Genomic DNA, 23,247 nt, shown 5'->3' with positions numbered 1-23,247 from the left:
CACAGAAGGAGAGATCATGGCCAAGCTGTCCACCACGGACCTGCTCGACGCGTTCAAGGAGATGACCCTCCTCGAGCTGTCGGACTTCGTGAAGCAGTTCGAGGAGACCTTCGAGGTCACCGCTGCTGCCCCCGTCGCCGTCGCGGCCGCCCCGGCCGCCGGTGGCGGCGGCGCCGCTGAGGAGGCCGTCGAGCAGGACGAGTTCGACGTCATCCTCGAGAGCGCCGGCGACAAGAAGATCCAGGTCATCAAGGAGGTGCGCGGCCTGACCTCGCTCGGCCTCAAGGAGGCCAAGGACCTGGTCGACGGCGCGCCGAAGCCGGTCCTGGAGAAGGTCGCCAAGGACGCTGCGGAGAAGGCCAAGGCCGCCCTCGAGGGCGCCGGCGCCACCGTCACCGTCAAGTAGGAGGACCCCGGCGCCCTCGGGCCGCCTGCAGGGTCCCGCCGCGAGCTCGCGAGCGGTGGGGGCAGGGGGCCCTTCCAGCCAGGGCCGTTCCATCGCGTCACCAGGGGCCGTCCTCCACTCGGGGGGCGGCCCCTGCGGCGTCCCCTGGCCGGGGGTCGGCCACACGGGAGCGGCGTGGCTGCTGACCGGGGGCGACGGGACTGGCATCATGACTGTCGTCGTCATGGAGAGGGCCGACCCGGTCCCCGCCGGCCGGCTGTCCTTCCCGGGTGTGGCCCTGGTCGCTACGGGCCCCCCGACGTGGACAGTCTGCCGCTGCAGGGGTAGGGTTCCCTGTTGCGCTGCCCCCTGACTGCCTGCCCGCTACCGACGGGTCACCAGTGGTGCCCGGGATCCGTCCCAGGCCCTGGTGGACCCCGTGGTGCAGGACGACGCGGACAGCCCCGCCATTACCGACGACGACCCAGGACGAAACAGCACTCCCCGCCCGCACGTCGTGAGGTCCTTGGAAGGACGCATCTTGGCAGGCTCTCGCCCCACCAGCATCTCCCCCAGCACGACCGAGTCCGGCGGCTACGGCCAGCAGAACCAGACTCCCCAGGCCGGCCCCCGCACCGGAGAGGCCGACCAGCAGAAGATCCCCGGCGCGCCGCTGCGCGTGTCGTTCGCGAAGATCTCCGAGCCCCTCGAGGTGCCGGACCTCCTGGCGCTCCAGACCGCCTCGTTCGACTGGCTGATCGGCAGCCCCGAGTGGCGGGCCACGCTCGCCCCCGAGGAGCAGGCCGACGCCGTCGGCGGCCTGGCCGAGATCCTCGAGGAGATCTCCCCGATCGAGGACTTCAGCGGCTCCATGTCGCTGTCCTTCTCCAACCCGCGCTTCGAGGACGTCAAGGCGTCCCTCGAGGAGTGCAAGGACAAGGACATGACCTACGCGGCGCCGCTGTTCGTGACCGCCGAGTTCATGAACAACACCACCGGCGAGATCAAGAGCCAGACGGTGTTCATGGGCGACTTCCCCATCATGACGAGCAAGGGCACGTTCGTCATCAACGGGACCGAGCGTGTCGTCGTCTCGCAGCTGGTCCGCAGCCCGGGCGTGTACTTCGACAAGACCCTCGACAAGACGTCGGACAAGGACGTCTTCAGCGCCAAGGTGATCCCCAGCCGTGGTGCGTGGCTGGAGTTCGACGTCGACAAGCGCGACACCGTCGGTGTCCGCATCGACCGCAAGCGCCGCCAGCCGGTCACCGTGCTGCTCAAGGCGCTGGGCTGGGCCGAGGACCGCATCCGCGAGCACTTCCAGTGGTCGCCCACGGTGCTGGCCACCCTCGAGAAGGACCACATCGCCGGGCAGGACGAGGCCCTGCTGGACATCTACCGCAAGCTGCGGCCGGGCGAGCCGCCGACGCGCGAGTCGGCCCAGGCGCTGCTGGAGAACCTGTTCTTCAACGGCAAGCGCTACGACCTGGCGAAGGTCGGCCGCTACAAGGTCAACAAGAAGCTCGGCGTCGAGGTGCCGCAGAGCACGCTGACGCTGACCGAGGACGACATCGTCGCCACGATCGAGTACGTCGTCCGGCTGCACGCCGGCGAGGCGGACCACGGCGTCGACGACATCGACCACTTCGGCAACCGTCGCCTGCGCACCGTGGGCGAGCTGATCCAGAACCAGATCCGGGTCGGCCTCTCCCGCATGGAGCGCGTCGTCCGCGAGCGCATGACGACCCAGGACGTCGAGGCGATCACGCCGCAGACCCTGATCAACATCCGGCCGGTCGTCGCCTCCATCAAGGAGTTCTTCGGCACCAGCCAGCTGTCCCAGTTCATGGACCAGACCAACCCCCTCGCGGGCCTGACCCACAAGCGCCGCCTGTCGGCGCTGGGCCCGGGTGGTCTGTCCCGTGAGCGGGCCGGCATGGAGGTCCGCGACGTGCACCCCAGCCACTACGGCCGGATGTGCCCGATCGAGACGCCGGAAGGCCCGAACATCGGCCTGATCGGCTCGCTGTCGGCCTACGGGCGGGTCAACGCCTTCGGCTTCATCGAGACCCCGTACCGCCGGGTGAACAACGGTGTGGTCAGCGAGCAGATCGACTACCTGACCGCCGACGAGGAGGACCGCTTCGTCGTCGCCCAGGCCAACTCGCCGCTGGACGCCCAGGGCCGGTTCGCCGAGGACCGCGTCCTGGTCCGCACCAAGGGCGGTGAGGTCGACTACCTCGTCCCCGAGAACGTCGACTACATGGACGTCTCGCCGCGGCAGATGACCTCGGTCGCGACGGCGATGATCCCGTTCCTCGAGCACGACGACGCCAACCGCGCGCTCATGGGCGCGAACATGCAGCGCCAGGCCGTCCCGCTGCTGCGCAGCGAGGCGCCGCTGGTCGGCACCGGCATGGAGCTGCGGGCCGCCGTCGACGCCGGCGACGTCGTGGTGGCCGAGAAGGCCGGTGTGGTCGAGGACTCCACCGCCGACTACGTCACCGTCATGGCCGACGACGGCACCCGGCAGACCTACCGGCTGCTGAAGTTCCGCCGCTCGAACCAGGGCACCTCGATCAACCAGACCCCCGTCGTGGACGAGGGCCAGCGGGTCGAGGTCGGCCAGGTCATCGCCGACGGGCCGTGCACCGACCAGGGCGAGATGGCGCTGGGCAAGAACCTGCTCGTCGCCTTCATGCCGTGGGAGGGCCACAACTACGAGGACGCGATCATCCTGTCGCAGCGCCTCGTGCAGGACGACGTCCTGTCCTCGATCCACATCGAGGAGTTCGAGGTCGACGCCCGCGACACCAAGCTCGGTGCCGAGGAGATCACCCGGGACATCCCGAACGTCTCCGAGGAGGTCCTCGCCGACCTCGACGAGCGCGGCATCATCCGCATCGGTGCCGAGGTCGTCCCCGGCGACATCCTCGTCGGCAAGGTCACGCCCAAGGGCGAGACCGAGCTGACCCCCGAGGAGCGGCTGCTCCGCGCGATCTTCGGTGAGAAGGCCCGCGAGGTCCGCGACACGTCGCTGAAGGTCAAGCACGGTGAGTCCGGCAAGGTCATCGGCGTCCGCGTGTTCTCGCGCGAGGACGGCGACGAGCTGCCCGCCGGCGTCAACGAGCTGATCCGGGTCTACGTCGCCCAGATGCGCAAGATCTCCGACGGCGACAAGCTCGCCGGCCGCCACGGCAACAAGGGCGTCATCGCGAAGATCCTGCCGCAGGAGGACATGCCGTTCCTCGAGGACGGCACCCCGGTGGACATCGTCCTCAACCCGCTGGGCGTGCCCGGCCGGATGAACGTCGGCCAGGTCCTGGAGACCCACCTCGGGTGGGTCGCCAAGTCGGGCTGGCAGGTCGAGGGCACCCCGGAGTGGGCCGGCAACCTGCCCGAGGCGGCGCACTCGGCCGCTCCGGGCACCCGGACGGCGACGCCGGTGTTCGACGGTGCGCGCGAGGAGGAGATCGTCGGGCTGCTCAGCTCGACCATCCCCAACCGCGACGGCAACCGGATGGTGGCCCCCACCGGCAAGGCGCGGCTGTTCGACGGCCGCTCCGGCGAGCCGTTCCCGGAGCCGATCTCGGTCGGCTACGTCTACATCCTGAAGCTGCTGCACCTGGTCGACGACAAGATCCACGCCCGGTCGACCGGCCCCTACTCGATGATCACGCAGCAGCCGCTGGGTGGTAAGGCGCAGTTCGGTGGCCAGCGCTTCGGTGAGATGGAGTGCTGGGCGATGCAGGCCTACGGCGCGGCCTACGCGCTGCAGGAGCTGCTCACCATCAAGTCCGACGACATCCTCGGCCGGGTCAAGGTCTACGAGGCGATCGTCAAGGGCGAGAACATCCCGGAGCCGGGCATCCCGGAGTCGTTCAAGGTGTTGCTCAAGGAGCTGCAGTCGCTCTGCCTCAACGTGGAGGTCCTGTCCGGCGACGGCCAGGCGATCGAGCTGCGCGACACCGACGACGAGGTCTTCCGGGCCGCGGAGGAGCTGGGCATCGACCTGTCCCGCCGCGAGCCCTCCAGCGTCGAGGACGTGTGATGTTCCGCGCCGGGTTTCTCTCCGCGAGCTCCGAGAGACCCGGCGCGGCCACAAAGCCAACGACAAAGAAGCAAAAGCATCACTAGCCCCGGAAAGGGGTCCACTCAGTGCTCGACGTCAACTTCTTCGATGAGTTGCGCATCGGTCTGGCCACCGGCGACGACATCCGCCAGTGGTCGCACGGTGAGGTGAAGAAGCCCGAGACCATCAACTACCGGACGCTGCGTCCGGAGAAGGACGGTCTCTTCTGCGAGAAGATCTTCGGTCCCACCCGGGACTGGGAGTGCTACTGCGGCAAGTACAAGCGGGTCCGGTTCAAGGGCATCATCTGTGAGCGCTGCGGCGTCGAGGTGACCCGGGCCAAGGTCCGCCGCGAGCGGATGGGCCACATCGAGCTGGCCGCCCCGGTCACCCACATCTGGTTCTTCAAGGGCGTCCCCTCGCGCCTGGGGTACCTGCTGGACCTGGCGCCCAAGGACCTCGAGAAGATCATCTACTTCGCGGCCTACCTGATCACCTCGGTCGACGACGAGTCGCGGCACCGCGACCTGCCGACCATCGAGGCCGAGATCAGCGCCGAGAAGCACAACCTCGAGACCCGCCGTGACGCCGACGTGGAGGCCCGCCAGCAGAAGCTGGAGGCCGACCTCGCCGAGCTCGAGGCCGAGGGTGCCAAGTCCGACGTGCGCCGGAAGGTGCGCGAGGGCGGCGAGCGCGAGATGCGCCAGCTGCGCGACCGCTCCCAGCGGGAGATCGACCGCCTCGAGGAGGTGCTCGACACCTTCCGCAAGCTGGAGGTCAAGCAGCTCATCGCCGACGAGGGCCTCTACCGCGAGCTGCGCGACCGCTTCGGTGAGTACTTCGAGGGCGGCATGGGTGCCGCGGCGCTGCAGAAGCTGCTCGCCGACTTCGACCTCGACGCCGAGGCCGCCTCGCTGCGCGAGACCATCCGCAGCGGCAAGGGCCAGCGCAAGCTGCGGGCCCTCAAGCGGCTGAAGGTCGTGGCTGCCTTCCAGCAGACCCGCAACTCGCCCATGGGCATGGTGCTGGACTGCGTCCCGGTCATCCCGCCGGACCTGCGCCCGATGGTGCAGCTCGACGGTGGCCGCTTCGCCACCAGCGACATGAACGACCTGTACCGCCGGGTGATCAACCGGAACAACCGGCTGAAGCGGCTGCTCGACCTCGGCGCGCCCGAGATCATCGTGAACAACGAGAAGCGGATGCTCCAGGAGTCCGTGGACGCGCTGTTCGACAACGGCCGCCGCGGCCGGCCGGTCACCGGCCCGGGCAACCGCCCGCTCAAGTCGCTGTCGGACCTGCTCAAGGGCAAGCAGGGCCGGTTCCGCCAGAACCTGCTCGGCAAGCGTGTCGACTACTCCGGCCGTTCGGTCATCGTCGTCGGCCCGCAGCTGAAGCTGCACCAGTGCGGCCTGCCCAAGCAGATGGCGCTGGAGCTGTTCAAGCCCTTCGTCATGAAGCGGCTGGTCGACCTCAACCACGCGCAGAACATCAAGTCCGCCAAGCGGATGGTGGAGCGCGCGCGTCCCGTCGTCTGGGACGTGCTGGAGGAGGTCATCACCGAGCACCCGGTGCTGCTGAACCGCGCGCCGACGCTGCACCGCCTGGGCATCCAGGCCTTCGAGCCGCAGCTGGTCGAGGGCAAGGCCATCCAGATCCACCCGCTGGTCTGCACCGCGTTCAACGCCGACTTCGACGGCGACCAGATGGCGGTGCACCTGCCGCTGTCGGCCGAGGCGCAGGCCGAGGCCCGGATCCTGATGCTGTCGTCGAACAACATCCTGAGCCCGGCCGACGGTCGCCCGATCACCGCGCCGACCCAGGACATGGTGCTGGGCCTGTACCACCTGACCACCCTGGTGGCCAGCCGGTACGAGGCCGACGGTGGCCAGCCGGCGGCGTTCTCGTCGGCGGCCGAGGCGGTCATGGCCTACGACAAGGGCTCCCTGGGTCTGCAGGAGCGGGCCTGGATCCGGCTCGACGAGGTCTACGGCGTCGACAACGGCAAGGTCAACCAGGCCTGGGAGCAGCCGGAGGACTGGACGCCGGGCGCTCCCGCGCGCGTGCTCACCAGCCTGGGCCGGGTGCTGTTCAACGAGGCCCTGCCCGAGGACTACCGCTTCGTCAACTACCAGGTGCCGAAGAAGGAGCTCGGGGCGATCGTCAACGACCTCGCCGAGCGCTACCCCAAGGTGCAGGTCGCGGCGACGCTGGACGCCCTCAAGTCCGCCGGGTTCCACTGGGCCACCCGCGCGGGGATCACGATCGCCATCGACGACGTGGTCACCCCGCCGGCCAAGCAGGAGATCCTGGACCGGCACGAGGCCGAGGCCCGGCAGATCGAGCGCCAGTACGAGCGCGGCGTCATCACCGACGCCGAGCGTCGTGGCGAGCTCATCGAGATCTGGACCCGCGCGCGGGCCGAGGTCAGCCAGGCGATGGTGGACAACTTCCCGACCACCAACCCGGTCTGGGTCATGGTCAACTCGGGCGCCCGAGGCAACATGATGCAGATCAGCCAGATCGCCGGCATGCGCGGCCTGGTGGCCAACCCGAAGGGCGAGATCATCCCGCGGCCGATCAAGGCCAACTTCCGGGAGGGTCTGTCCGTGCTCGAGTACTTCATCTCGACGCACGGCGCACGCAAGGGTCTGGCCGACACCGCGCTCCGCACGGCCGACTCCGGCTACCTCACCCGCCGGCTGGTCGACGTCTCCCAGGACGTCATCATCCGCGAGGAGGACTGCGGCACCGAGCGCGGCGTGATCATGCCGATCGCGACCGTGATCGACGGGCAGCTCACGCGCGACCCGCACGTCGAGACCGGCGTCTACGCCCGCGCCCTGGCCGCCGACGTGGTGGCCGAGGACGGGACGCTCGTCGCGCAGGCCAACTCCGACCTGGGTGACGTGCTGATCCAGGCGCTCATCGACGCCGGGGTCGGCGAGGTCAAGGTCCGCTGCGTGCTCACCTGCGAGTCGCTGCTGGGCACCTGCGCCACCTGCTACGGCCGGTCGCTCGCGACCGGCAAGCTGGTGGACGTCGGCGAGGCGGTCGGCATCATCGCCGCCCAGTCGATCGGCGAGCCCGGCACCCAGCTGACGATGCGCACCTTCCACACCGGTGGTGTCGCGGGTGAGGACATCACTCACGGCCTGCCGCGCGTGGTGGAGCTCTTCGAGGCGCGCGTGCCCAAGGGCAAGGCGCCCATCGCCGAGCTGGCGGGCTCGGTCCGGATCGAGGACGGCGAGCAGTTCCGCAAGCTCACCATCACCCCGGACGACGGCTCCGACGAGGTCGTCTACGACAAGCTGTCGCGCCGGTCGCGGCTGCGGGTCGAGGACGGCGCGCACGTCGAGGTGGGCGAGCAGCTCACCGAGGGTGCCGTGGACCCGCACGAGGTGCTGCGGATCATGGGCCCGCGCGAGGTGCAGCTGCACCTGGTGCGCGAGGTCCAGGAGGTCTACCGCAGCCAGGGCGTGTCGATCCACGACAAGCACATCGAGGTGATCATCCGCCAGATGCTCAAGCGGGTGACCATCATCGACTCGGGCGCGACGGAGTTCCTGCCCGGTGCGCTGGTCGAGCGGACGATCTTCGAGACCGAGAACCGCCGGGTCGTCGCGGAGGGCAACGAGCCGGCCTCGGCCCGCCCGGTGCTCATGGGCATCACCAAGGCCTCGCTCGCGACCGAGTCGTGGCTGTCGGCCGCCTCCTTCCAGGAGACGACCAAGGTGCTCACCGACGCCGCGATCCAGGGCAAGAGCGACAGCCTGCTCGGCCTCAAGGAGAACGTGATCATCGGGAAGCTGATCCCGGCCGGTACCGGCATCAGCCGCTACCGGAACATCACGGTCGAGCCGACCGAGGAGGCGCGTGCCGCCGTCTACACCATGGCCGGCTACGACGACGGGCAGTACTACAGCCCGGACGTGTTCGGTCAGGGCTCCGGCGAGGCCGTGCGCCTCGAGGAGTACGACTGGCGCGGCTGAGGAACACCCACCTCTCCCCGCCGCTCGCACGCCCGGGGGGGGCCCCGGGGGGGGGGGGGGGGGGGGGGGGGGCCCCCCCCGGCGCCCCCCCCAGGGGGCCCCTCCCGCGTCGTCAGCCCTGCTCGATGATCTGCCGGAGCGCCGTGACGTGGGCGGCGTACGCCCGCGCTCCCTCGGGCGTCAGGGACAGCCACAGCCGGCTGCGGGCGTCCCGGACGGCGCGGTCCTGCCGGACGTAGCCGGCGTCGGCGAGCTGGGTCAGGTGCTTGCTCAGCGCCGACTTGGACAGGCCGAGGCGGTCCTGCAGGAAGCCGAACTCGACCTTCTGGGCGGCGCTCAGCGCGGCGCAGATGCGCAGCCGGTGCGGCGCGTGGATCACCTCGTCGAACGCCGGCGCCTCAGGCGGCATCGCCGTACGCCTCCCGGTAGGTACGACCCGTGCCGAGCACGATCCCGGCGACCACGACGGCTCCGACGACCCAGACCCACTCCGCGCCGGTCGTCTCCACGACCACCAGGCAGGTGAGGACGGTGCCGAGCACGGCGGCGAGGAACGGCAGCATGTCGCGCAACGACGGCGACACCCCGCGGACCCGGTCCCGGAACAGCCAGTAGCGGCCGCCCAGGACGATCGCGGCGACGGCCACGGCGAAGGTGGCGTGCCGGGCGTCCGACGGCGGCAGCAGCCGGGCCAGGAGGAGGCCGGCCGCGAGCGCCGCCTGTGCGAGGAAGAACCACCGGGGCAACGGCGGGTACCGGACGGCGGCCTCGTCCGCGGACGCCTGCTCGAGCATCGATCGCGCGTCCCGGGGCGACGGTGTTTCCATGGCGGAAACCGTACGGGATGGTTTCCGCCATGGCAACACTCGACCGGGGGAGTCCGCCGGTGCGGTCAGCCGGCCAGGCGCCGCATCGTCTCCACGGTGCGCAGCCGGCTCTCGCGGCTGTCGTCGAGCGGCTGCAGCGCCAGGGTCGTCACGCCGGCCTCGGCGTAGGCGGCGACCCGCTCGGTGACGTAGGACTCGGGGCCGATCAGGGAGACCGACCGGACGAACTCGTCGGGGAGGGCCGCGGCCGCCTCGTCCTTGCGCCCGCCGAGGTAGAGCTCCTGCACGGTCTCGGCCGCGTCCTCGAAGCCGTAGCGGCGGGCCAGGTCGTTGTAGAAGTTCTTCCCCCTGGCGCCCATCCCGCCGACGTAGAGGGCCAGGTGCGGGCGCACCAGGTCGTGCAGGTGGTCGACGTCCTCGCCGATGGCGACCGGCACGCCGCAGACGACCTGCAGGTCGCCGAGCTCCGGGGCGCGCCGCGCCTTCCCGGCCCGCAGCGACTCGCCCCAGACGGCGTCGGCCCGCTCGGGCACGAACCAGATGGGCTCCCACACCTCGGCGATCTCCGCGGCCAGCTCGACGTTCTTCGGGCCGAGGGCGGCGAGCATGACCGGGATCCGCTCGCGCACCGGGGTGTTGATGAGCTTGAGCGGCTTGCCCAGCCCGGTGCCCTGCTCGGGCGGCAGGGGGACGGTGTACTTCGGGCCCTCGTGCTGGAGCCGCTCCCGGCGCCACACCTGCCGGCAGATCTCGACGACCTCCCGGGTCCGCTGCAGCGGGGCGTCGTAGGCGACGCCGTGCCAGCCCTCGATGACCTGCGGGCCCGAGGCGCCCAGGCCCAGGGTGAACCGGCCGCCGGAGACGAAGTCCAGTCCGGCCGCGGTCATCGCGGTGAGTGCGGGCGTGCGGCTGTAGATCGGCAGGATCGCGCTCATCAGTTCGACCCGCTCGGTGACCGCGGCGAGGTAGCCCAGCTGGCTCACCGCGTCGAAGGTGTACACCTCGGCGACCATCGCGAGGTCGAGCCCGGCGGACTCGAGGTCGCGGATCTCCGCCGCGGTCTCCTGGAAGCCGCCGCTGTAGCTGGCCTGGATGCCGATGCGCACGTGCACTCCTCGGGTCGGCGGCGCTCCCGTCGGCGCCGGGCCCGACCGTATCGGCAGGCGGAGGACGGCCCCGGGCTACAGGGGGCGGACGACCCCGACGACCTCGGTCACGACGCGGACGCCGTCGACGTCCCCGGGCACCCGGCTGGCCGCGTGCGCGTCGGCCAGCGCCACCTTGACCACGTAGCCGCTGTCACGCCGGGCCACCCCCACACCGACCACGCCCGGGTCGGCGGCCAGCCGGGCGCGCAGGGCGCTCTTGGCGGCTGAGGCGGAGGCGCGGTCGGTCATGCCCCCATGGTGCCCCCTCGAGCGGCCGGAGAACAGGCCGCAGGCCCCGTCCGGGGCACCGGACCGGAGCGCGGCGGGCGCCCTCGTCAGCCGGCCACCCACTGCAGGTCGAGCACGTCGAGGACCGTGGCCAGCGGGTTGGCGTAGGTGACCCCGCCACCGGCCCGGCCTCCGGTGTCGCTGCCGGCGAAGAGCAGCCCCAGCGGCGCCCGGTCGCTGCTGCGCCAGATGACCGATCCGCTGTCCCCGCCCGCGCTGAACGCGCCGGTGACCCCGTCGACCTCGACCTGGTCGTCGAAGGTGTACACCGCGTCGTCGTACTGGACGGCCACCCCGTCCACCTCGACGGCGCTGATCCGGCCGACGGTGTGACCGGTGGTCCGCCCGACCTTCTCGACCTGCTCCTCGGGGTCGACGTCGTCCACGGCCACCGCCTCGGGCCCCAGTGGTCCGCCGGGGAGGTGGCCGGGGTCGGCCGGGACCTCCGGGTCGAGGACGGCGACCGCGGCGTCCACGAGGTTGGGCGCGCCGGGCCGGAACCGCTCGAACGCCGCCAGCGTGGCCACCCGGTCCTCCGCCACCCCGCCGTCCGCTGGACCCGGCTGGAGCACGGGGTCGCCGAGGGCGCCGGCGGAGCCGGCCGCCAGCACGTGGTTGTTCGACAGCACGGCCAGCCGGCCGCCGGTCCGGACGAAGCCGCCCAGGGTGCCGGCGGTCACCGCGGGGTGGGCCACCGACAGCCCGGGGTGCAGGGGGCGCACGCGCTGCTGCAGCTGGTCGGGGGTGGGGGAGGAGAGGGCGCGGACCACCCCGATGACCCGCACGTCGATCTCCCCGAGGACGGCGTCGTCCAGCCCGGCGAGCAGGACGTCGACGTCGTCCTTCGCCGCCAGGCGGATGGCCAGGTGGGCCCGGCCGGGGCCGATCGGGGTGAGCCCCAGGGCGGGGCGGACCCACCCGCCGGGGCCCAGGTCGCTGGCCGTCACCGGGCCGACCGCCTCGGCCAGCCGGGCGGAGAGGTGGGCCTTGAGCTCGCGGGCGAGGTCGACGTGCACGGCTGTCCTCCGGTGGCGGTCGGTGGGCGTTCTGCCACTGACCGTAGGGCGGGGGTACGACACCCGCGCGGCGTCCCGGGCCCGGGGTGTCGCGCGGCCGACCTCCCCCGTCCGCCGCCGCGGCCGGTACAGTCCCCGCCACCGCTGGGCCGCCGCCCCGGTCCGTCGCCCCGGGAATACCCGGGAGGCCCCGACGTTGACCTGGGCGTACCGACCCGGTGGGCGGGCTGACCAGGCCTTGTCGACATGTGGCGGACCCGGCTTTGACCGGCTTCCGACACGCGGGTATCGTGGTCAGCCGTGCCCAGGGTGCCCTGGGCCTGCTCCCGTTCGCGGTGCGCCTGCCGACAGGTGGTGGCGCCGAGTCGCGGGGGGCGACCGATCCGGTTCGACGCGCCGGCCGGTCCCGGGGACGGCGACACGCCCGACCGCGGGGACCGGTGGTGGTCCACGGCCGCGACCGGGTACGACCCCAGCAGGACCGGCACCCCGGGCACGACAGACACAGCAACAGTCCACAAGCACGACCCAGCGCAGGTAGGAGATCCAGGCCACCCATGCCCACGATCAACCAGCTGGTCCGCAAGGGCCGCGAGGACAAGGTCGAGAAGACCAAGACCCCGGCGCTGAAGGGCTCCCCTCAGCGTCGCGGCGTGTGCACCCGCGTGTACACGACGACGCCGAAGAAGCCGAACTCGGCGCTGCGCAAGGTGGCTCGTGTCCGTCTCACGAGTGGCATCGAGGTGACCGCCTACATCCCGGGCGTCGGCCACAACCTGCAGGAGCACTCGATGGTGCTCGTGCGTGGCGGCCGCGTGAAGGACCTCCCGGGCGTGCGCTACAAGATCATCCGCGGCTCGCTCGACACCCAGGGTGTCCGCAACCGCAAGCAGGCTCGCAGCCGGTACGGCGCGAAGAAGGAGAAGAGCTAATGCCGCGCAAGGGCCCCGCGCCGCGTCGTCCGCTGGTCGCCGACCCGGTGTACCAGTCGCCGCTGGTCACCCAGCTGGTGAACAAGGTGCTCGTCGACGGCAAGCGCTCGGTCGCCGAGGCGATCGTCTACGGCGCCCTCGAGGGTGCCCGCGCCAAGACCGACACCGACCCGGTGGTCACGCTCAAGCGGGCGCTGGACAACGTGAAGCCCTCCCTGGAGGTCCGCAGCCGCCGCGTCGGTGGCGCGACCTACCAGGTCCCGGTCGAGGTCCGCGCCTCGCGGAGCACGACCCTGGGCCTGCGCTGGCTGATCCAGTACAGCCGGGCGCGCCGCGAGAAGACGATGACCGAGCGTCTGATGAACGAGCTGCTCGACGCGAGCAACGGTCTGGGTGCCGCGGTCAAGCGCCGCGAGGACACCCACAAGATGGCCGAGTCGAACAAGGCCTTCGCGCACTACCGCTGGTGAGTGCACCCCGCCGGTGACAGCCGGCACCCGCGGCCGGCGGGCAGTCCGGGCCACCCCTGGACACCCGCACGCGGACCCGAACGAGGAGGAGTAGGAGATGGCCAAGAAGGCCGAGCTCGCCAAGACCCGCAACATCGGGATCATGGCGCACATCGACGCCGGCAAGACCACGACGACGGAGCGCATCCTCTTCTACACCGGTATCAACTACAAGATCGGTGAGGTCCACGACGGCGCGGCCACGATGGACTGGATGGAGCAGGAGCAGGAGCGCGGCATCACCATCACGTCCGCCGCGACGAAGTGCTCCTGGAACGGCCACGACATCAACATCATCGACACCCCCGGGCACGTCGACTTCACCGTCGAGGTGGAGCGGTCCCTGCGGGTGCTCGACGGTGCCGTCGCCGTCTACGACGGTGTCGCGGGCGTCGAGCCGCAGACCGAGCAGGTGTGGCGGCAGGCGGAGAAGTACGGCGTCCCGCGCATGTGCTTCGTCAACAAGCTGGACCGCACCGGGGCGAACTTCTTCCGCTGCGTCGACATGATGGTCGAGCGGCTGGGCGCCAACCCGCTGGTGCTGCAGATCCCGATCGGTGCCGAGGCCGACTTCATCGGCGTCGTGGACCTGGTCCAGATGAAGGCCCTCACCTGGCGCGGCGAGACCAAGCTGGGCGAGGACTACACGGTCGAGGAGATCCCGGCCGAGCTCGCCGACCAGGCCGACGAGTACCGCGAGAAGCTGCTCGAGGGCATCGCGGACTTCGACGACTCGATCATGGAGTCCTACCTCGGCGGCGAGGAGATCTCGGTCGAGACCATCAAGGCCGCGATCCGCAAGGCCACCATCGCCGGCCAGGTCAACCCGGTCGTCACGGGTTCGGCGTTCAAGAACAAGGGCGTGCAGCCCATGCTCGACGCGGTGATCGACTACCTGCCCAGCCCGCTGGACATCGAGGCGATCGTCGGCACCGCGATGGATGGCGAGACCGAGGTCCTGCGGCACGCGGACGAGGACGAGCCGTTCTCGGCGCTGGCCTTCAAGATCCAGACCGACCAGCACCTGGGCAAGCTGACCTACATCCGCGTCTACTCCGGCAAGCTGGACGCCGGGTCCCCGGTGCTCAACAGCACCAAGGACCGCAAGGAGCGGGTCGGCAAGATCTACCAGATGCACGCCAACAAGCGCGAGGAGCGCCAGGGCGTGGGTGCCGGCGAGATCGTCGCCGTCAACGGCATGAAGCAGACCACCACGGGTGACACGCTCAGCGACCCGCAGAAGCCGGTCATCCTGGAGTCGATGAGCTTCCCGGCCCCGGTCATCTCGGTGGCCATCGAGCCCAAGACGAAGAGCGACCAGGAGAAGCTGGGCACGGCCATCCAGAAGCTGGCCGAGGAGGACCCGACCTTCCAGGTCCGCCTCGACGAGGAGACCGGTCAGACGGTCATCTCCGGCATGGGCGAGCTGCACCTGGAGATCCTCGTCGACCGCATGCGCCGCGAGTTCAACGTCGAGGCCAACGTCGGCAAGCCGCAGGTGGCCTACCGCGAGACCATCCGCAAGGGGGTCGAGCGGTACGACTACACGCACAAGAAGCAGACGGGTGGCTCCGGCCAGTTCGCGAAGGTGCAGATCGCGCTCGAGCCGCTGGCGATGGCCGCTGACTCCGCGACCTACGAGTTCGAGAACAAGGTCACCGGTGGCCGCATCCCGCGGGAGTACATCCCGTCGGTGGACGCGGGCATGCAGGACGCCATGCAGTACGGCGTCCTGGCCGGCTACCCGATGGTCGGGGTCAAGGCCACTCTGCTCGACGGTCAGTACCACGAGGTCGACTCCTCGGAGATGGCCTTCAAGATCGCCGGCTCGATGGCCTTCAAGGAGGCCGCCCGCAAGGCCAGCCCGGCCCTGCTCGAGCCGCTCATGGCCGTCGAGGTCGTCACCCCGGAGGAGAACATGGGTGACGTCATCGGTGACCTGAACTCCCGGCGCGGGACGATCCAGGCGATGGAGGAGCGCTCCGGCGCCCGCGTCGTCCGGGCCCTGGTCCCGCTCTCGGAGATGTTCGGCTACGTGGGCGACCTGCGCAGCCGCACCCAGGGGCGGGCGAGCTACACCATGGTGTTCGACTCGTACGCCGAGGTCCCGCAGAACGTGGCCAAGGAGATCATCGCGAAGGTGACGGGCGAATGAGCATCGCAGGGCCGTCCACGGCCCGAGGAGCGGAGTTCGTCCGAAACCGAGCCATGGACATCGCCGAGGTCACCGGCGAGTAAGCCCGGCGGCGGGCCCGAGCCCGCCGGCAACTCAGCACGCCCACCCCAGAGCACGCGCACGACTGCGAAGACACGGAGAGAGGATCCCAGTGGCCAAGGCCAAGTTCGAGCGGACCAAGCCGCACGTCAACATCGGCACCATCGGGCACATCGACCACGGCAAGACGACGCTCACCGCGGCGATCACCAAGGTGCTGCACGACAAGTACCCGGACCTCAACGAGGCGTCGGCCTTCGACCAGATCGACAAGGCGCCCGAGGAGAAGGCCCGCGGCATCACGATCTCGATCGCCCACGTCGAGTACCAGACCGAGAACCGGCACTACGCGCACGTCGACTGCCCCGGTCACGCCGACTACATCAAGAACATGATCACCGGTGCGGCGCAGATGGACGGCGCCATCCTGGTGGTCGCGGCGACCGACGGCCCGATGCCGCAGACCAAGGAGCACGTCCTCCTGGCCCGCCAGGTCGGCGTCCCCTACATCGTCGTGGCGCTCAACAAGGCCGACATGGTCGACGACGAGGAGATCCTCGAGCTCGTCGAGCTGGAGGTCCGCGAGCTGCTGTCCGAGTACGAGTTCCCGGGCGACGACGTCCCCGTGGTGCGCGTCTCGGCGCTCAAGGCGCTCGAGGGCGACGCCGAGTGGGGCAACAAGCTCATGGAGCTCATGGACGCGGTCGACACCGCGATCCCCGAGCCGGAGCGTGAGATCGACAAGCCGTTCCTCATGCCCGTCGAGGACGTCTTCACCATCACCGGCCGCGGCACCGTCGTGACCGGTCGCGTGGAGCGCGGCATCGTCAAGGTCTCCGAGGAGATCGAGATCGTCGGCATCCGCCCCACCTCCACCAAGACGACCGTCACCGGCGTCGAGATGTTCCGCAAGCTGCTCGACCAGGGCCAGGCCGGCGACAACGTCGGGCTGCTGCTGCGCGGCATCAAGCGCGAGGACGTCGAGCGCGGCCAGGTCGTCGTGAAGCCCGGTTCGATCACCCCGCACACGAACTTCGAGGGCTCGGTCTACATCCTCTCGAAGGACGAGGGTGGCCGTCACACGCCGTTCTTCAACAACTACCGTCCGCAGTTCTACTTCCGGACGACCGACGTCACCGGCGTCGTGACCCTGCCGGCCGGCACCGAGATGGTCATGCCGGGCGACAACACCGAGATGACGGTCGAGCTGATCCAGCCGATCGCCATGGAGGAGGGCCTGCGGTTCGCCATCCGTGAGGGTGGCCGCACCGTCGGCGCTGGTCGCGTCACCAAGATCATCAAGTAACACCCCGTGACGGGCGGCGGCCGACCGGTCGCCGCCCGTCCTCGGGTGGCCGCCCCTGTGGGCAGCGCCACCCCCTCCGCTGGGGCCAGACCGGATGAGGTCCGGACCAACCCGGCGTTCCCAGCTAGAACAGACCCCGATCGGCAGGAGCAGAAGACAGCGATGGCGGGACAGAAGATCCGCATCCGGCTGAAGGCCTACGACCACGAGGCGATCGACGCCTCGGCGCGGCGCATCGTCGACACGGTGACCAAGACCGGTGCGCGCGTCGTCGGCCCGGTGCCGCTGCCGACGGAGAAGAACGTGTACTGCGTCATCCGCTCGCCGCACAAGTACAAGGACTCGCGCGAGCACTTCGAGATGCGCACGCACAAGCGGCTCATCGACATCCTCGACCCGACGCCGAAGACGGTGGACGCGCTCATGCGCATCGACCTGCCGGCCTCGGTCGACGTCAACATCCAGTAAGGGCAGTCAGCAGACATGGCGAGCACATTCCGTGGTCTCCTCGGCGAGAAGCTGGGCATGACCCAGGTCTTCGACGAGAACAACCGCATCGTGCCGGTGACCGTCGTCAAGGCGGGCCCGTGTGTGGTGACCCAGGTGCGCACCCCCGAGGTGGACGGCTACTCCGCCGTCCAGCTCGGCTTCGGTGAGATCGACCCGCGCAAGGTGAACAGGCCCGAGGGTGGGCACTTCGCCAAGGCGGGCGTCACTCCCCGGCGCCACCTGGTGGAGCTGCGCACCGCGGACGCCTCGAACTTCACGGTCGGCCAGGAGCTGACCGCCGAGGTCTTCGACGGCGTCGCGAAGGTCGACGTCATCGGCACCAGCAAGGGCAAGGGCACCGCCGGCGTCATGAAGCGTCACGGCTTCAAGGGCCTCGGCGCGGCACACGGCACCCAGCGCAAGCACCGGTCGCCCGGTTCCATCGGCGGGGCCTCGACCCCCGGTCGCGTCTTCAAGGGCCTGCGCATGGCCGGCCGCATGGGCGCGGTCAGGACGACGACCCTCTCGCTCAACGTGCACAAGGTGGACGCCGAGCGCGGGCTGCTGCTGATCAAGGGCGCGATCCCGGGTCCGAAGGGCGGCCTCGTGCTCGTCCGCTCGGCCGTCAAGGGCGGCCCCGTGGGGAGTGACAACCAGTGACCGAGTCCACCCAGACGCGGACCGACCGTCAGGTCGACGTCCGGACCCCGGCGGGGGAGACCTCCGGCAGCGTGACGCTGCCCGGTGAGCTCTTCGACGCGTCGGCCAACGTCTCCCTCATGCACCAGGTCGTGGTGGCCCAGCTGGCCGCCGCGCGCCAGGGCACGCACGCGACCAAGACCCGTGGTCAGGTCAGCGGCGGTGGCATCAAGCCCTACCGGCAGAAGGGCACCGGCCGGGCCCGTCAGGGCTCGATCCGCGCGCCGCAGTTCGCCGGCGGTGGCACCGTCCACGGCCCGCAGCCGCGCGACTACACGCAGAAGACGCCGAAGAAGATGAAGGCCGCCGCCCTGCGCGGTGCCCTCTCCGACCGCGCCCGCGAGGACCGCGTGCACGTGGTCAGCACCTTCGTCGACGGCGATGCGCCCAAGACCAAGGCCGCCCTGACCACCCTGCTGGCGATCACCACCGCCAAGCGGGTGCTCGTGGTCCTCGACCGCGAGGACGTCCTCAACTGGGTGAGCCTGCGCAACGTGCCGCAGGTGCACCTCATCGAGGCCGGCCAGCTCAACACCTACGACGTGCTGGTCGCCGACGAGGTCATCTTCACCGAGACCGCGCTGGCCGAGTTCGTCGCCGGTCCGGTCCGGGGCAAGGGCCGCGGCACGGACCTGCCCGACGTCGGCACCCACCTCACCCCGGGCGGGGTCCCGTCGATCGCCCCGGCCGAGGGCGAGGGCAGCGTCGAGACCGTCACCGGTGCCGAGCCGGTCGCGCAGCGGGTCTCCACCCGCAAGCCGGCCGCCGACCCGCAGGACGCGGCGCCGGCCACGCCGGCGGAGGCCGCCCAGGCCCCCGCCGAGCAGGCGGCCGCCGCCAACGCCGGCCCGGACGCCACGCCTCCGAGTGAGGACGACGCGGCCGAGGGCGGCACCACCGAGACCACCGAGGAGAAGGCGTGAGCGTCCGCGACCCCCGGGACGTGCTGCTGTCCCCAGTCATCTCGGAGAAGAGCTACGGGCTGCTGGACGACAACCAGTACACGTTCATCGTGCTGCCCGAGGCGAACAAGACGCAGATCAAGATCGCGGTGGAGCAGGTCTTCAACGTGAAGGTCCTCGGCGTGAACACCATCAACCGCCAGGGCAAGCGCAAGCGCAGCAAGGGCAGCAAGCTCGGCAAGCGCAAGGACACCAAGCGGGCCATCGTCTCGCTGGCTCCCGGCGACCGCATCGAGATCTTCGGTGGTCCCGGCGCCTGAGCGCCCGGACCGTTCGGACCAGAGATAGAGGACTGAGTCAGCAATGGCTATCCGCAAGTACAAGCCGACGACGCCGGGCCGCCGCGGCTCCAGCGTCGCCGACTTCGCCGAGGTCACCCGCGACCATCCCGAGAAGTCGCTGGTCCGGCCGCTGCACGGTCGCGGCGGGCGCAACGTCCACGGGAAGGTCACGGCGCGGCACCAGGGGGGCGGGCACAAGCGCGCCTACCGGGTGATCGACTTCCGCCGGGCCGACAAGGACGGCGTGCCGGCGAAGGTCGCCCACATCGAGTACGACCCCAACCGGACGTCGCGCATCGCGCTGCTGCACTTCGCCGACGGCGAGAAGCGCTACATCATCGCGCCGGCCCGCCTGAAGCAGGGCGACACGATCGAGTGCGGCCCCGCCGCCGACATCAAGCCGGGCAACAACCTGCCGCTGCGGAACATCCCGGTGGGCACGGTGGTTCACGCCATCGAGCTCCGTCCCGGTGGCGGGGCGAAGATCGCCCGCTCCGCGGGGACGAGCGTCCAGCTGGTCGCCCGTGAGGGTCGCTTCGCCCAGCTGCGCATGCCGTCGGGCGAGATCCGCAACGTCGACGTGCGCTGCCGCGCGACCGTCGGCGAGGTGGGCAACGCCGAGCAGTCGAACATCAACTGGGGCAAGGCCGGCCGCATGCGATGGAAGGGCAAGCGCCCGACCGTCCGTGGCGTCGCCATGAACCCGGTGGATCACCCGCACGGTGGTGGTGAGGGCAAGACCTCCGGTGGTCGCCACCCGGTGAACCCGTGGGGCAAGCCGGAGGGCCGCACGCGCAAGCGCAAGGCCAGTGATGCCCTGATCGTGCGCCGCCGGCGCACCAACAAGAAGCGCTGAGCGGGTAGAGGAGTCCGACAGACATGCCACGCAGCCTGAAGAAGGGCCCGTTCGTCGACGACCACCTGCTCAAGAAGGTGGACGCGCAGAACGACAAGGGCACCAAGACCGTCATCCGCACCTGGTCGCGGCGCTCGACGATCATCCCCGACATGCTGGGGCACACGATCGCCGTGCACGACGGCCGCAAGCACGTCCCGGTCTTCGTGACCGAGGCGATGGTCGGGCACAAGCTCGGCGAGTTCGCGCCCACGCGCACCTTCCGTGGGCACGTCAAGGACGACCGCCGGTCGCGGCGCGGCTGACGGCGAGGAGACAGTTCACATGACTTCCCAGTTGGGGCACGAGGCGCCGGTCGCCCGGGCTACGGCCCGGTTCGTCCGCGTCACCCCCATGAAGGCACGCCGGGTGGTGGACCTCGTCCGCTACCTGCCGACCGACGAGGCCCTGGCCCTGCTGCGCTTCGCGCCGCAGGCCGCCAGTGAGCCGGTCGCCAAGGTCGTGGCCAGCGCCGTCGCCAACGCCGAGCACAACCTGCGGCTGGACCCGGCCGCGCTGGTCGTGAGCGCCGCGTACGTCGACGAGGGCCCGACGATGAAGCGGATCCGCCCGCGCGCCCAGGGGCGCGCGTTCCGCATCAACAAGCGGACCTGCCACATCACGGTCGAGGTCAGCGAGGTGACCGCCAGCGAGGAGCTCGCCGGCAAGTCGCGCTCGGCCCGGCGACGCACCGGGCAGTCCGGCCCGGCCACCCAGCAGCAGAAGAGCAACACGAGGGGAGGGACCCGCTAGTGGGTCAGAAGGTCAACCCGCACGGGTTCCGCTTGGGCATCACCACCGACTACAAGTCCCGGTGGTACGCCGACAAGCTGTACAAGGACTACGTCAAGGAAGACGTGGCCATCCGCAAGCTCATGTCCAAGGGCATGGAGCGGGCCGGCATCTCCAAGGTGGAGATCGAGCGGACGCGTGACCGCGTCCGGGTCGACATCCACACCGCCCGGCCGGGCATCGTCATCGGCCGCCGCGGCGCCGAGGCCGACCGGATCCGTGGCGAGCTGGAGAAGCTCACCGGCAAGCAGGTCCAGCTGAACATCCTCGAGGTCAAGAACCCCGAGGCCGACGCCCAGCTGGTGGCCCAGGCCGTCGCCGAGCAGCTGTCCAGCCGGGTGAGCTTCCGTCGCGCCATGCGCAAGGCGATGCAGTCCGCGCAGCGCAGCCCGCAGGTCAAGGGCATCCGGGTGCAGTGCTCCGGGCGCCTGGGCGGCACCGAGATGAGCCGGTCGGAGTTCTACCGCGAGGGGCGGGTGCCGCTGCACACGCTGCGGGCGAACATCGACTACGGCCTGTACGAGGCCCGCACCACCTTCGGCCGCATCGGCGTGAAGGTGTGGATCTACAAGGGCGACGTCAGCGGCTCCCGCGCCGAGCGTGAGGCCCTCGAGGCCCTCGCCGCCCGGCAGCAGCGCCGCGAGCGGGCCCAGCGCCCGCGTCGTTCGGGCTCGTCGGGCACCACCGCCGGCGGCACCGAGGCCGGCCGCGCCGCGGCCGAGTCCTCGACCGGGCCGGTCGACACCACCGACAGTGCCGTGGCCGCGACCTCGGGCGACGCCGTCGAGCAGACCGTCGCCGAGAACGTGAGCCCCGAGGCCACCGCTGCGGCCGAGACCACGGCCGAGCAGAACACCACGGAGGGCTGACCCGTGCTGATCCCACGGCGCGTCAAGCACCGCAAGCAGCACCACCCGAACCGCTCGGGTCGGGCCAAGGGCGGGACCGAGATCAACTTCGGCGAGTACGCCATCCAGGCCCTCGAGCCGGCGTACGTCACCAACCGCCAGATCGAGTCGGCCCGTATCGCGATGACCCGGCACATCCGCCGTGGCGGGAAGGTCTGGATCTCCATCTACCCGGACCGTCCCCTCACCAAGAAGCCGGCCGAGACCCGCATGGGTTCCGGCAAGGGCTCGCCCGAGTGGTGGATCGCCAACGTCAAGCCGGGCCGGATCATGTTCGAGCTGTCCGGCGTGGCCGAGCCGGTGGCCCGCGAGGCCATGCGCCGCGCGATCCACAAGCTGCCCATGAAGTGCCGCTTCGTCACTCGTGAAGGAGAGGTGTGATGGCCGCCGGTCTGACCGCCCCCGAGCTGCGTGAGCTCTCCGTCGAGGAGCTGGCCACGCGGCTGCGCGAGTCCAAGGAAGAACTGTTCAACCTGCGGTTCCAGGTGGCCACCGGCCAGCTGGACAACAACCGGCGACTGCAGACCGTCCGCCGCGACATCGCCCGGATCTACACGATCATGCGCGAGCGCGAGCTGGGTCTCTCGGTCGCCCCGAACGAGGGTGTGGCATGAGCGAGCCCCAGTCGGCGACGACGAACGCCGCCGCCGCGTCGGGCCCCGGCCTGGCCGGCCGCGGGTACCGCAAGGTCCGCGAGGGCCTCGTGGTCAGCGACAAGATGGACAAGACGATCGTCGTCGAGGTCGAGGACCGTGTGAAGCACGGCCTCTACGGCAAGGTCATCCGTCGCACCAGCAAGCTGAAGGCGCACGACGAGCAGCAGGTCGCCGGCATCGGTGACCGCGTGCAGATCATGGAGACCCGGCCGACGTCGGCCACCAAGCGGTGGCGGCTGGTCGAGGTCCTCGAGAAGGCCAAGTGATCCCCGGTCACCCGGTCCGCACCTGGGCCGAGTGACCAGCGCCCCTCCGGGGGAGGTCCAAGAGCAGGTACTCTGGACGACTGGCGCGCCCTCGGGGGAACGCGCCGCATCCCGGTACCCGTGCTCGGACGCACCGGCGGCAGAACGCCCGCCGGTGCGTCCGCACGTGGGTGCCGGACAGCCGGTTCACCGACTCGGTCCGGCTGTCACATCGAAGACTTGGGAGTAGGACGTGATCCAGCAGGAGTCACGACTGCGGGTCGCCGACAACACCGGTGCGAAGGAGATCCTCTGCATCCGGGTGCTCGGCGGTTCCGGACGTCGCTACGCCGGGATCGGCGACGTCATCGTCGCCACCGTGAAGGACGCGCTGCCCGGCGCCGGCGTCAAGCGGGGTGACGTGGTCAAGGCCGTCGTCGTCCGCACGGTGAAGGAGCGTCGTCGTCCGGACGGCTCCTACATCCGCTTCGACGAGAACGCCGCGGTCATCATCCGCGACAGCGGCGACCCCCGCGGGACCCGCATCTTCGGCCCGGTGGGCCGGGAGCTGCGCGACAAGCGCTTCATGCGGATCATCTCGCTCGCCCCGGAGGTGTTGTGACCATGGCG

General features: G+C 70.5%; 23 protein-coding genes and 1 pseudogene. 19 read left to right on the top strand and 5 right to left on the bottom strand.

All coding sequences use genetic code 11. The annotated features are described in order from the left end of the window. Positions 1-16 precede the first annotated feature (16 nt). The 3 genes from rplL to PGN05_RS08385 all read left to right on the top strand — a co-directional run bounded on the left by rplL (position 17) and on the right by PGN05_RS08385 (position 8,449). Positions 17-406, top strand: a complete 390-nt coding sequence (rplL, locus tag PGN05_RS08395; protein WP_419752078.1) for a 50S ribosomal protein L7/L12 — start codon at positions 17-19, stop codon at positions 404-406. A gap of 637 nt (positions 407-1,043) precedes the next feature. After that, a complete protein-coding gene (gene rpoB / locus PGN05_RS08390) occupies positions 1,044-4,436 on the top strand; it encodes a DNA-directed RNA polymerase subunit beta (RefSeq protein WP_419752095.1) in 3,393 nt (1,130 codons plus the stop codon). Positions 4,437-4,543: 107 nt separating this feature from the next. Continuing rightward, positions 4,544-8,449 carry a DNA-directed RNA polymerase subunit beta' gene (locus tag PGN05_RS08385; RefSeq protein ID WP_419752077.1) on the top strand — a complete coding sequence of 1,302 codons (3,906 nt, stop codon included), beginning with the start codon at positions 4,544-4,546 and terminating at the stop codon, positions 8,447-8,449. 112 nt (positions 8,450-8,561) lie between these two features. Here the strand turns inward: PGN05_RS08385 and PGN05_RS08380 are convergent, their stop codons facing one another. The 5 genes from PGN05_RS08380 to PGN05_RS08360 form a co-directional block, all read right to left on the bottom strand. Next, positions 8,562-8,858, bottom strand: a complete 297-nt coding sequence (locus PGN05_RS08380) for a transcriptional regulator (RefSeq protein ID WP_419752076.1) — start codon at positions 8,856-8,858, stop codon at positions 8,562-8,564. Continuing rightward, the gene (locus tag PGN05_RS08375; RefSeq protein WP_419752075.1) at positions 8,848-9,276 is read right to left on the bottom strand and encodes a hypothetical protein; all 429 of its coding nucleotides are present in this window, start codon (positions 9,274-9,276) and stop codon (positions 8,848-8,850) included. The genes PGN05_RS08380 and PGN05_RS08375 overlap by 11 nt, the downstream gene beginning before the upstream one ends. Before the next feature lie 65 nt (positions 9,277-9,341). Then, positions 9,342-10,382 (bottom strand): LLM class F420-dependent oxidoreductase, encoded by a 1,041-nt coding sequence (locus PGN05_RS08370; RefSeq protein ID WP_419752074.1) that lies wholly within the window; start codon positions 10,380-10,382, stop codon positions 9,342-9,344. A gap of 75 nt (positions 10,383-10,457) precedes the next feature. Continuing rightward, positions 10,458-10,673 (bottom strand): hypothetical protein, encoded by a 216-nt coding sequence (locus PGN05_RS08365; protein ID WP_419752073.1) that lies wholly within the window; start codon positions 10,671-10,673, stop codon positions 10,458-10,460. Positions 10,674-10,759: 86 nt separating this feature from the next. Beyond that, complete coding sequence (locus PGN05_RS08360; protein ID WP_419752072.1) at positions 10,760-11,728, bottom strand: hypothetical protein; 969 nt, start codon at positions 11,726-11,728, stop codon at positions 10,760-10,762. 557 nt (positions 11,729-12,285) lie between these two features. On the opposite strand from PGN05_RS08360, the gene rpsL reads away from it, so the two are divergent. From rpsL to rplN, 16 genes and pseudogenes are all read left to right on the top strand, one after another. Continuing rightward, entirely contained in the window at positions 12,286-12,660 is a 375-nt protein-coding gene (gene rpsL / locus PGN05_RS08355; RefSeq protein WP_012950487.1) for a 30S ribosomal protein S12, read from the top strand. Beyond that, the gene (rpsG, locus tag PGN05_RS08350; RefSeq protein ID WP_419752071.1) at positions 12,660-13,130 is read left to right on the top strand and encodes a 30S ribosomal protein S7; all 471 of its coding nucleotides are present in this window, start codon (positions 12,660-12,662) and stop codon (positions 13,128-13,130) included. Before rpsL ends, rpsG begins: the two co-directional genes overlap by 1 nt. A gap of 97 nt (positions 13,131-13,227) precedes the next feature. Beyond that, complete coding sequence (gene fusA / locus PGN05_RS08345) at positions 13,228-15,324, top strand: elongation factor G (protein WP_419752070.1); 2,097 nt, start codon at positions 13,228-13,230, stop codon at positions 15,322-15,324. Positions 15,325-15,496: 172 nt separating this feature from the next. Continuing rightward, positions 15,497-16,690: an elongation factor Tu gene (gene tuf, locus PGN05_RS08340; RefSeq protein ID WP_419752069.1), complete on the top strand. Its 1,194-nt coding sequence runs from the start codon at positions 15,497-15,499 to the stop codon at positions 16,688-16,690. 162 nt (positions 16,691-16,852) lie between these two features. Then, a complete protein-coding gene (gene rpsJ, locus PGN05_RS08335) occupies positions 16,853-17,158 on the top strand; it encodes a 30S ribosomal protein S10 (protein ID WP_014742859.1) in 306 nt (101 codons plus the stop codon). A 15-nt stretch (positions 17,159-17,173) separates the two neighbouring features. Next, the gene (gene rplC, locus PGN05_RS08330) at positions 17,174-17,839 is read left to right on the top strand and encodes a 50S ribosomal protein L3 (protein WP_419752068.1); all 666 of its coding nucleotides are present in this window, start codon (positions 17,174-17,176) and stop codon (positions 17,837-17,839) included. Continuing rightward, on the top strand, positions 17,836-18,801 hold the full coding sequence (gene rplD, locus PGN05_RS08325) for a 50S ribosomal protein L4 (RefSeq protein ID WP_419752067.1): 966 nt from the start codon (positions 17,836-17,838) through the stop codon (positions 18,799-18,801). The genes rplC and rplD overlap by 4 nt, the downstream gene beginning before the upstream one ends. Continuing rightward, positions 18,798-19,100, top strand: coding sequence for a 50S ribosomal protein L23 (rplW, locus tag PGN05_RS08320; protein ID WP_419752066.1), 303 nt, complete (start codon positions 18,798-18,800; stop codon positions 19,098-19,100). The genes rplD and rplW overlap by 4 nt, the downstream gene beginning before the upstream one ends. A 43-nt stretch (positions 19,101-19,143) precedes the next feature. Then, on the top strand, positions 19,144-19,977 hold the full coding sequence (gene rplB / locus PGN05_RS08315) for a 50S ribosomal protein L2 (protein WP_419752065.1): 834 nt from the start codon (positions 19,144-19,146) through the stop codon (positions 19,975-19,977). A 23-nt stretch (positions 19,978-20,000) separates the two neighbouring features. Next, positions 20,001-20,282, top strand: a complete 282-nt coding sequence (rpsS, locus tag PGN05_RS08310; protein WP_135140046.1) for a 30S ribosomal protein S19 — start codon at positions 20,001-20,003, stop codon at positions 20,280-20,282. A gap of 19 nt (positions 20,283-20,301) precedes the next feature. Further along, positions 20,302-20,652 (top strand): annotated as a pseudogene (gene rplV, locus PGN05_RS08305) (50S ribosomal protein L22); the annotation flags it as partial. Positions 20,653-20,768: 116 nt separating this feature from the next. Then, positions 20,769-21,677 (top strand): 30S ribosomal protein S3, encoded by a 909-nt coding sequence (rpsC, locus tag PGN05_RS08300; protein WP_419752064.1) that lies wholly within the window; start codon positions 20,769-20,771, stop codon positions 21,675-21,677. A gap of 3 nt (positions 21,678-21,680) precedes the next feature. Beyond that, the gene (rplP, locus tag PGN05_RS08295; protein ID WP_419752063.1) at positions 21,681-22,097 is read left to right on the top strand and encodes a 50S ribosomal protein L16; all 417 of its coding nucleotides are present in this window, start codon (positions 21,681-21,683) and stop codon (positions 22,095-22,097) included. Beyond that, on the top strand, positions 22,097-22,330 hold the full coding sequence (gene rpmC / locus PGN05_RS08290) for a 50S ribosomal protein L29 (RefSeq protein WP_419752062.1): 234 nt from the start codon (positions 22,097-22,099) through the stop codon (positions 22,328-22,330). Before rplP ends, rpmC begins: the two co-directional genes overlap by 1 nt. Further along, entirely contained in the window at positions 22,327-22,638 is a 312-nt protein-coding gene (rpsQ, locus tag PGN05_RS08285) for a 30S ribosomal protein S17 (protein WP_419752061.1), read from the top strand. The genes rpmC and rpsQ overlap by 4 nt, the downstream gene beginning before the upstream one ends. 232 nt (positions 22,639-22,870) lie before the next feature. Beyond that, positions 22,871-23,239 (top strand): 50S ribosomal protein L14, encoded by a 369-nt coding sequence (rplN, locus tag PGN05_RS08280; RefSeq protein ID WP_012950472.1) that lies wholly within the window; start codon positions 22,871-22,873, stop codon positions 23,237-23,239. Positions 23,240-23,247: the final 8 nt, after the last annotated feature.

Origin of the sequence: Geodermatophilus sp. CPCC 206100 (assembly GCF_048569675.1) — a bacterium.
Classification (GTDB): domain Bacteria; phylum Actinomycetota; class Actinomycetes; order Mycobacteriales; family Geodermatophilaceae; genus Geodermatophilus.
This window is presented reverse-complemented; position numbering and strand designations above follow the sequence as displayed.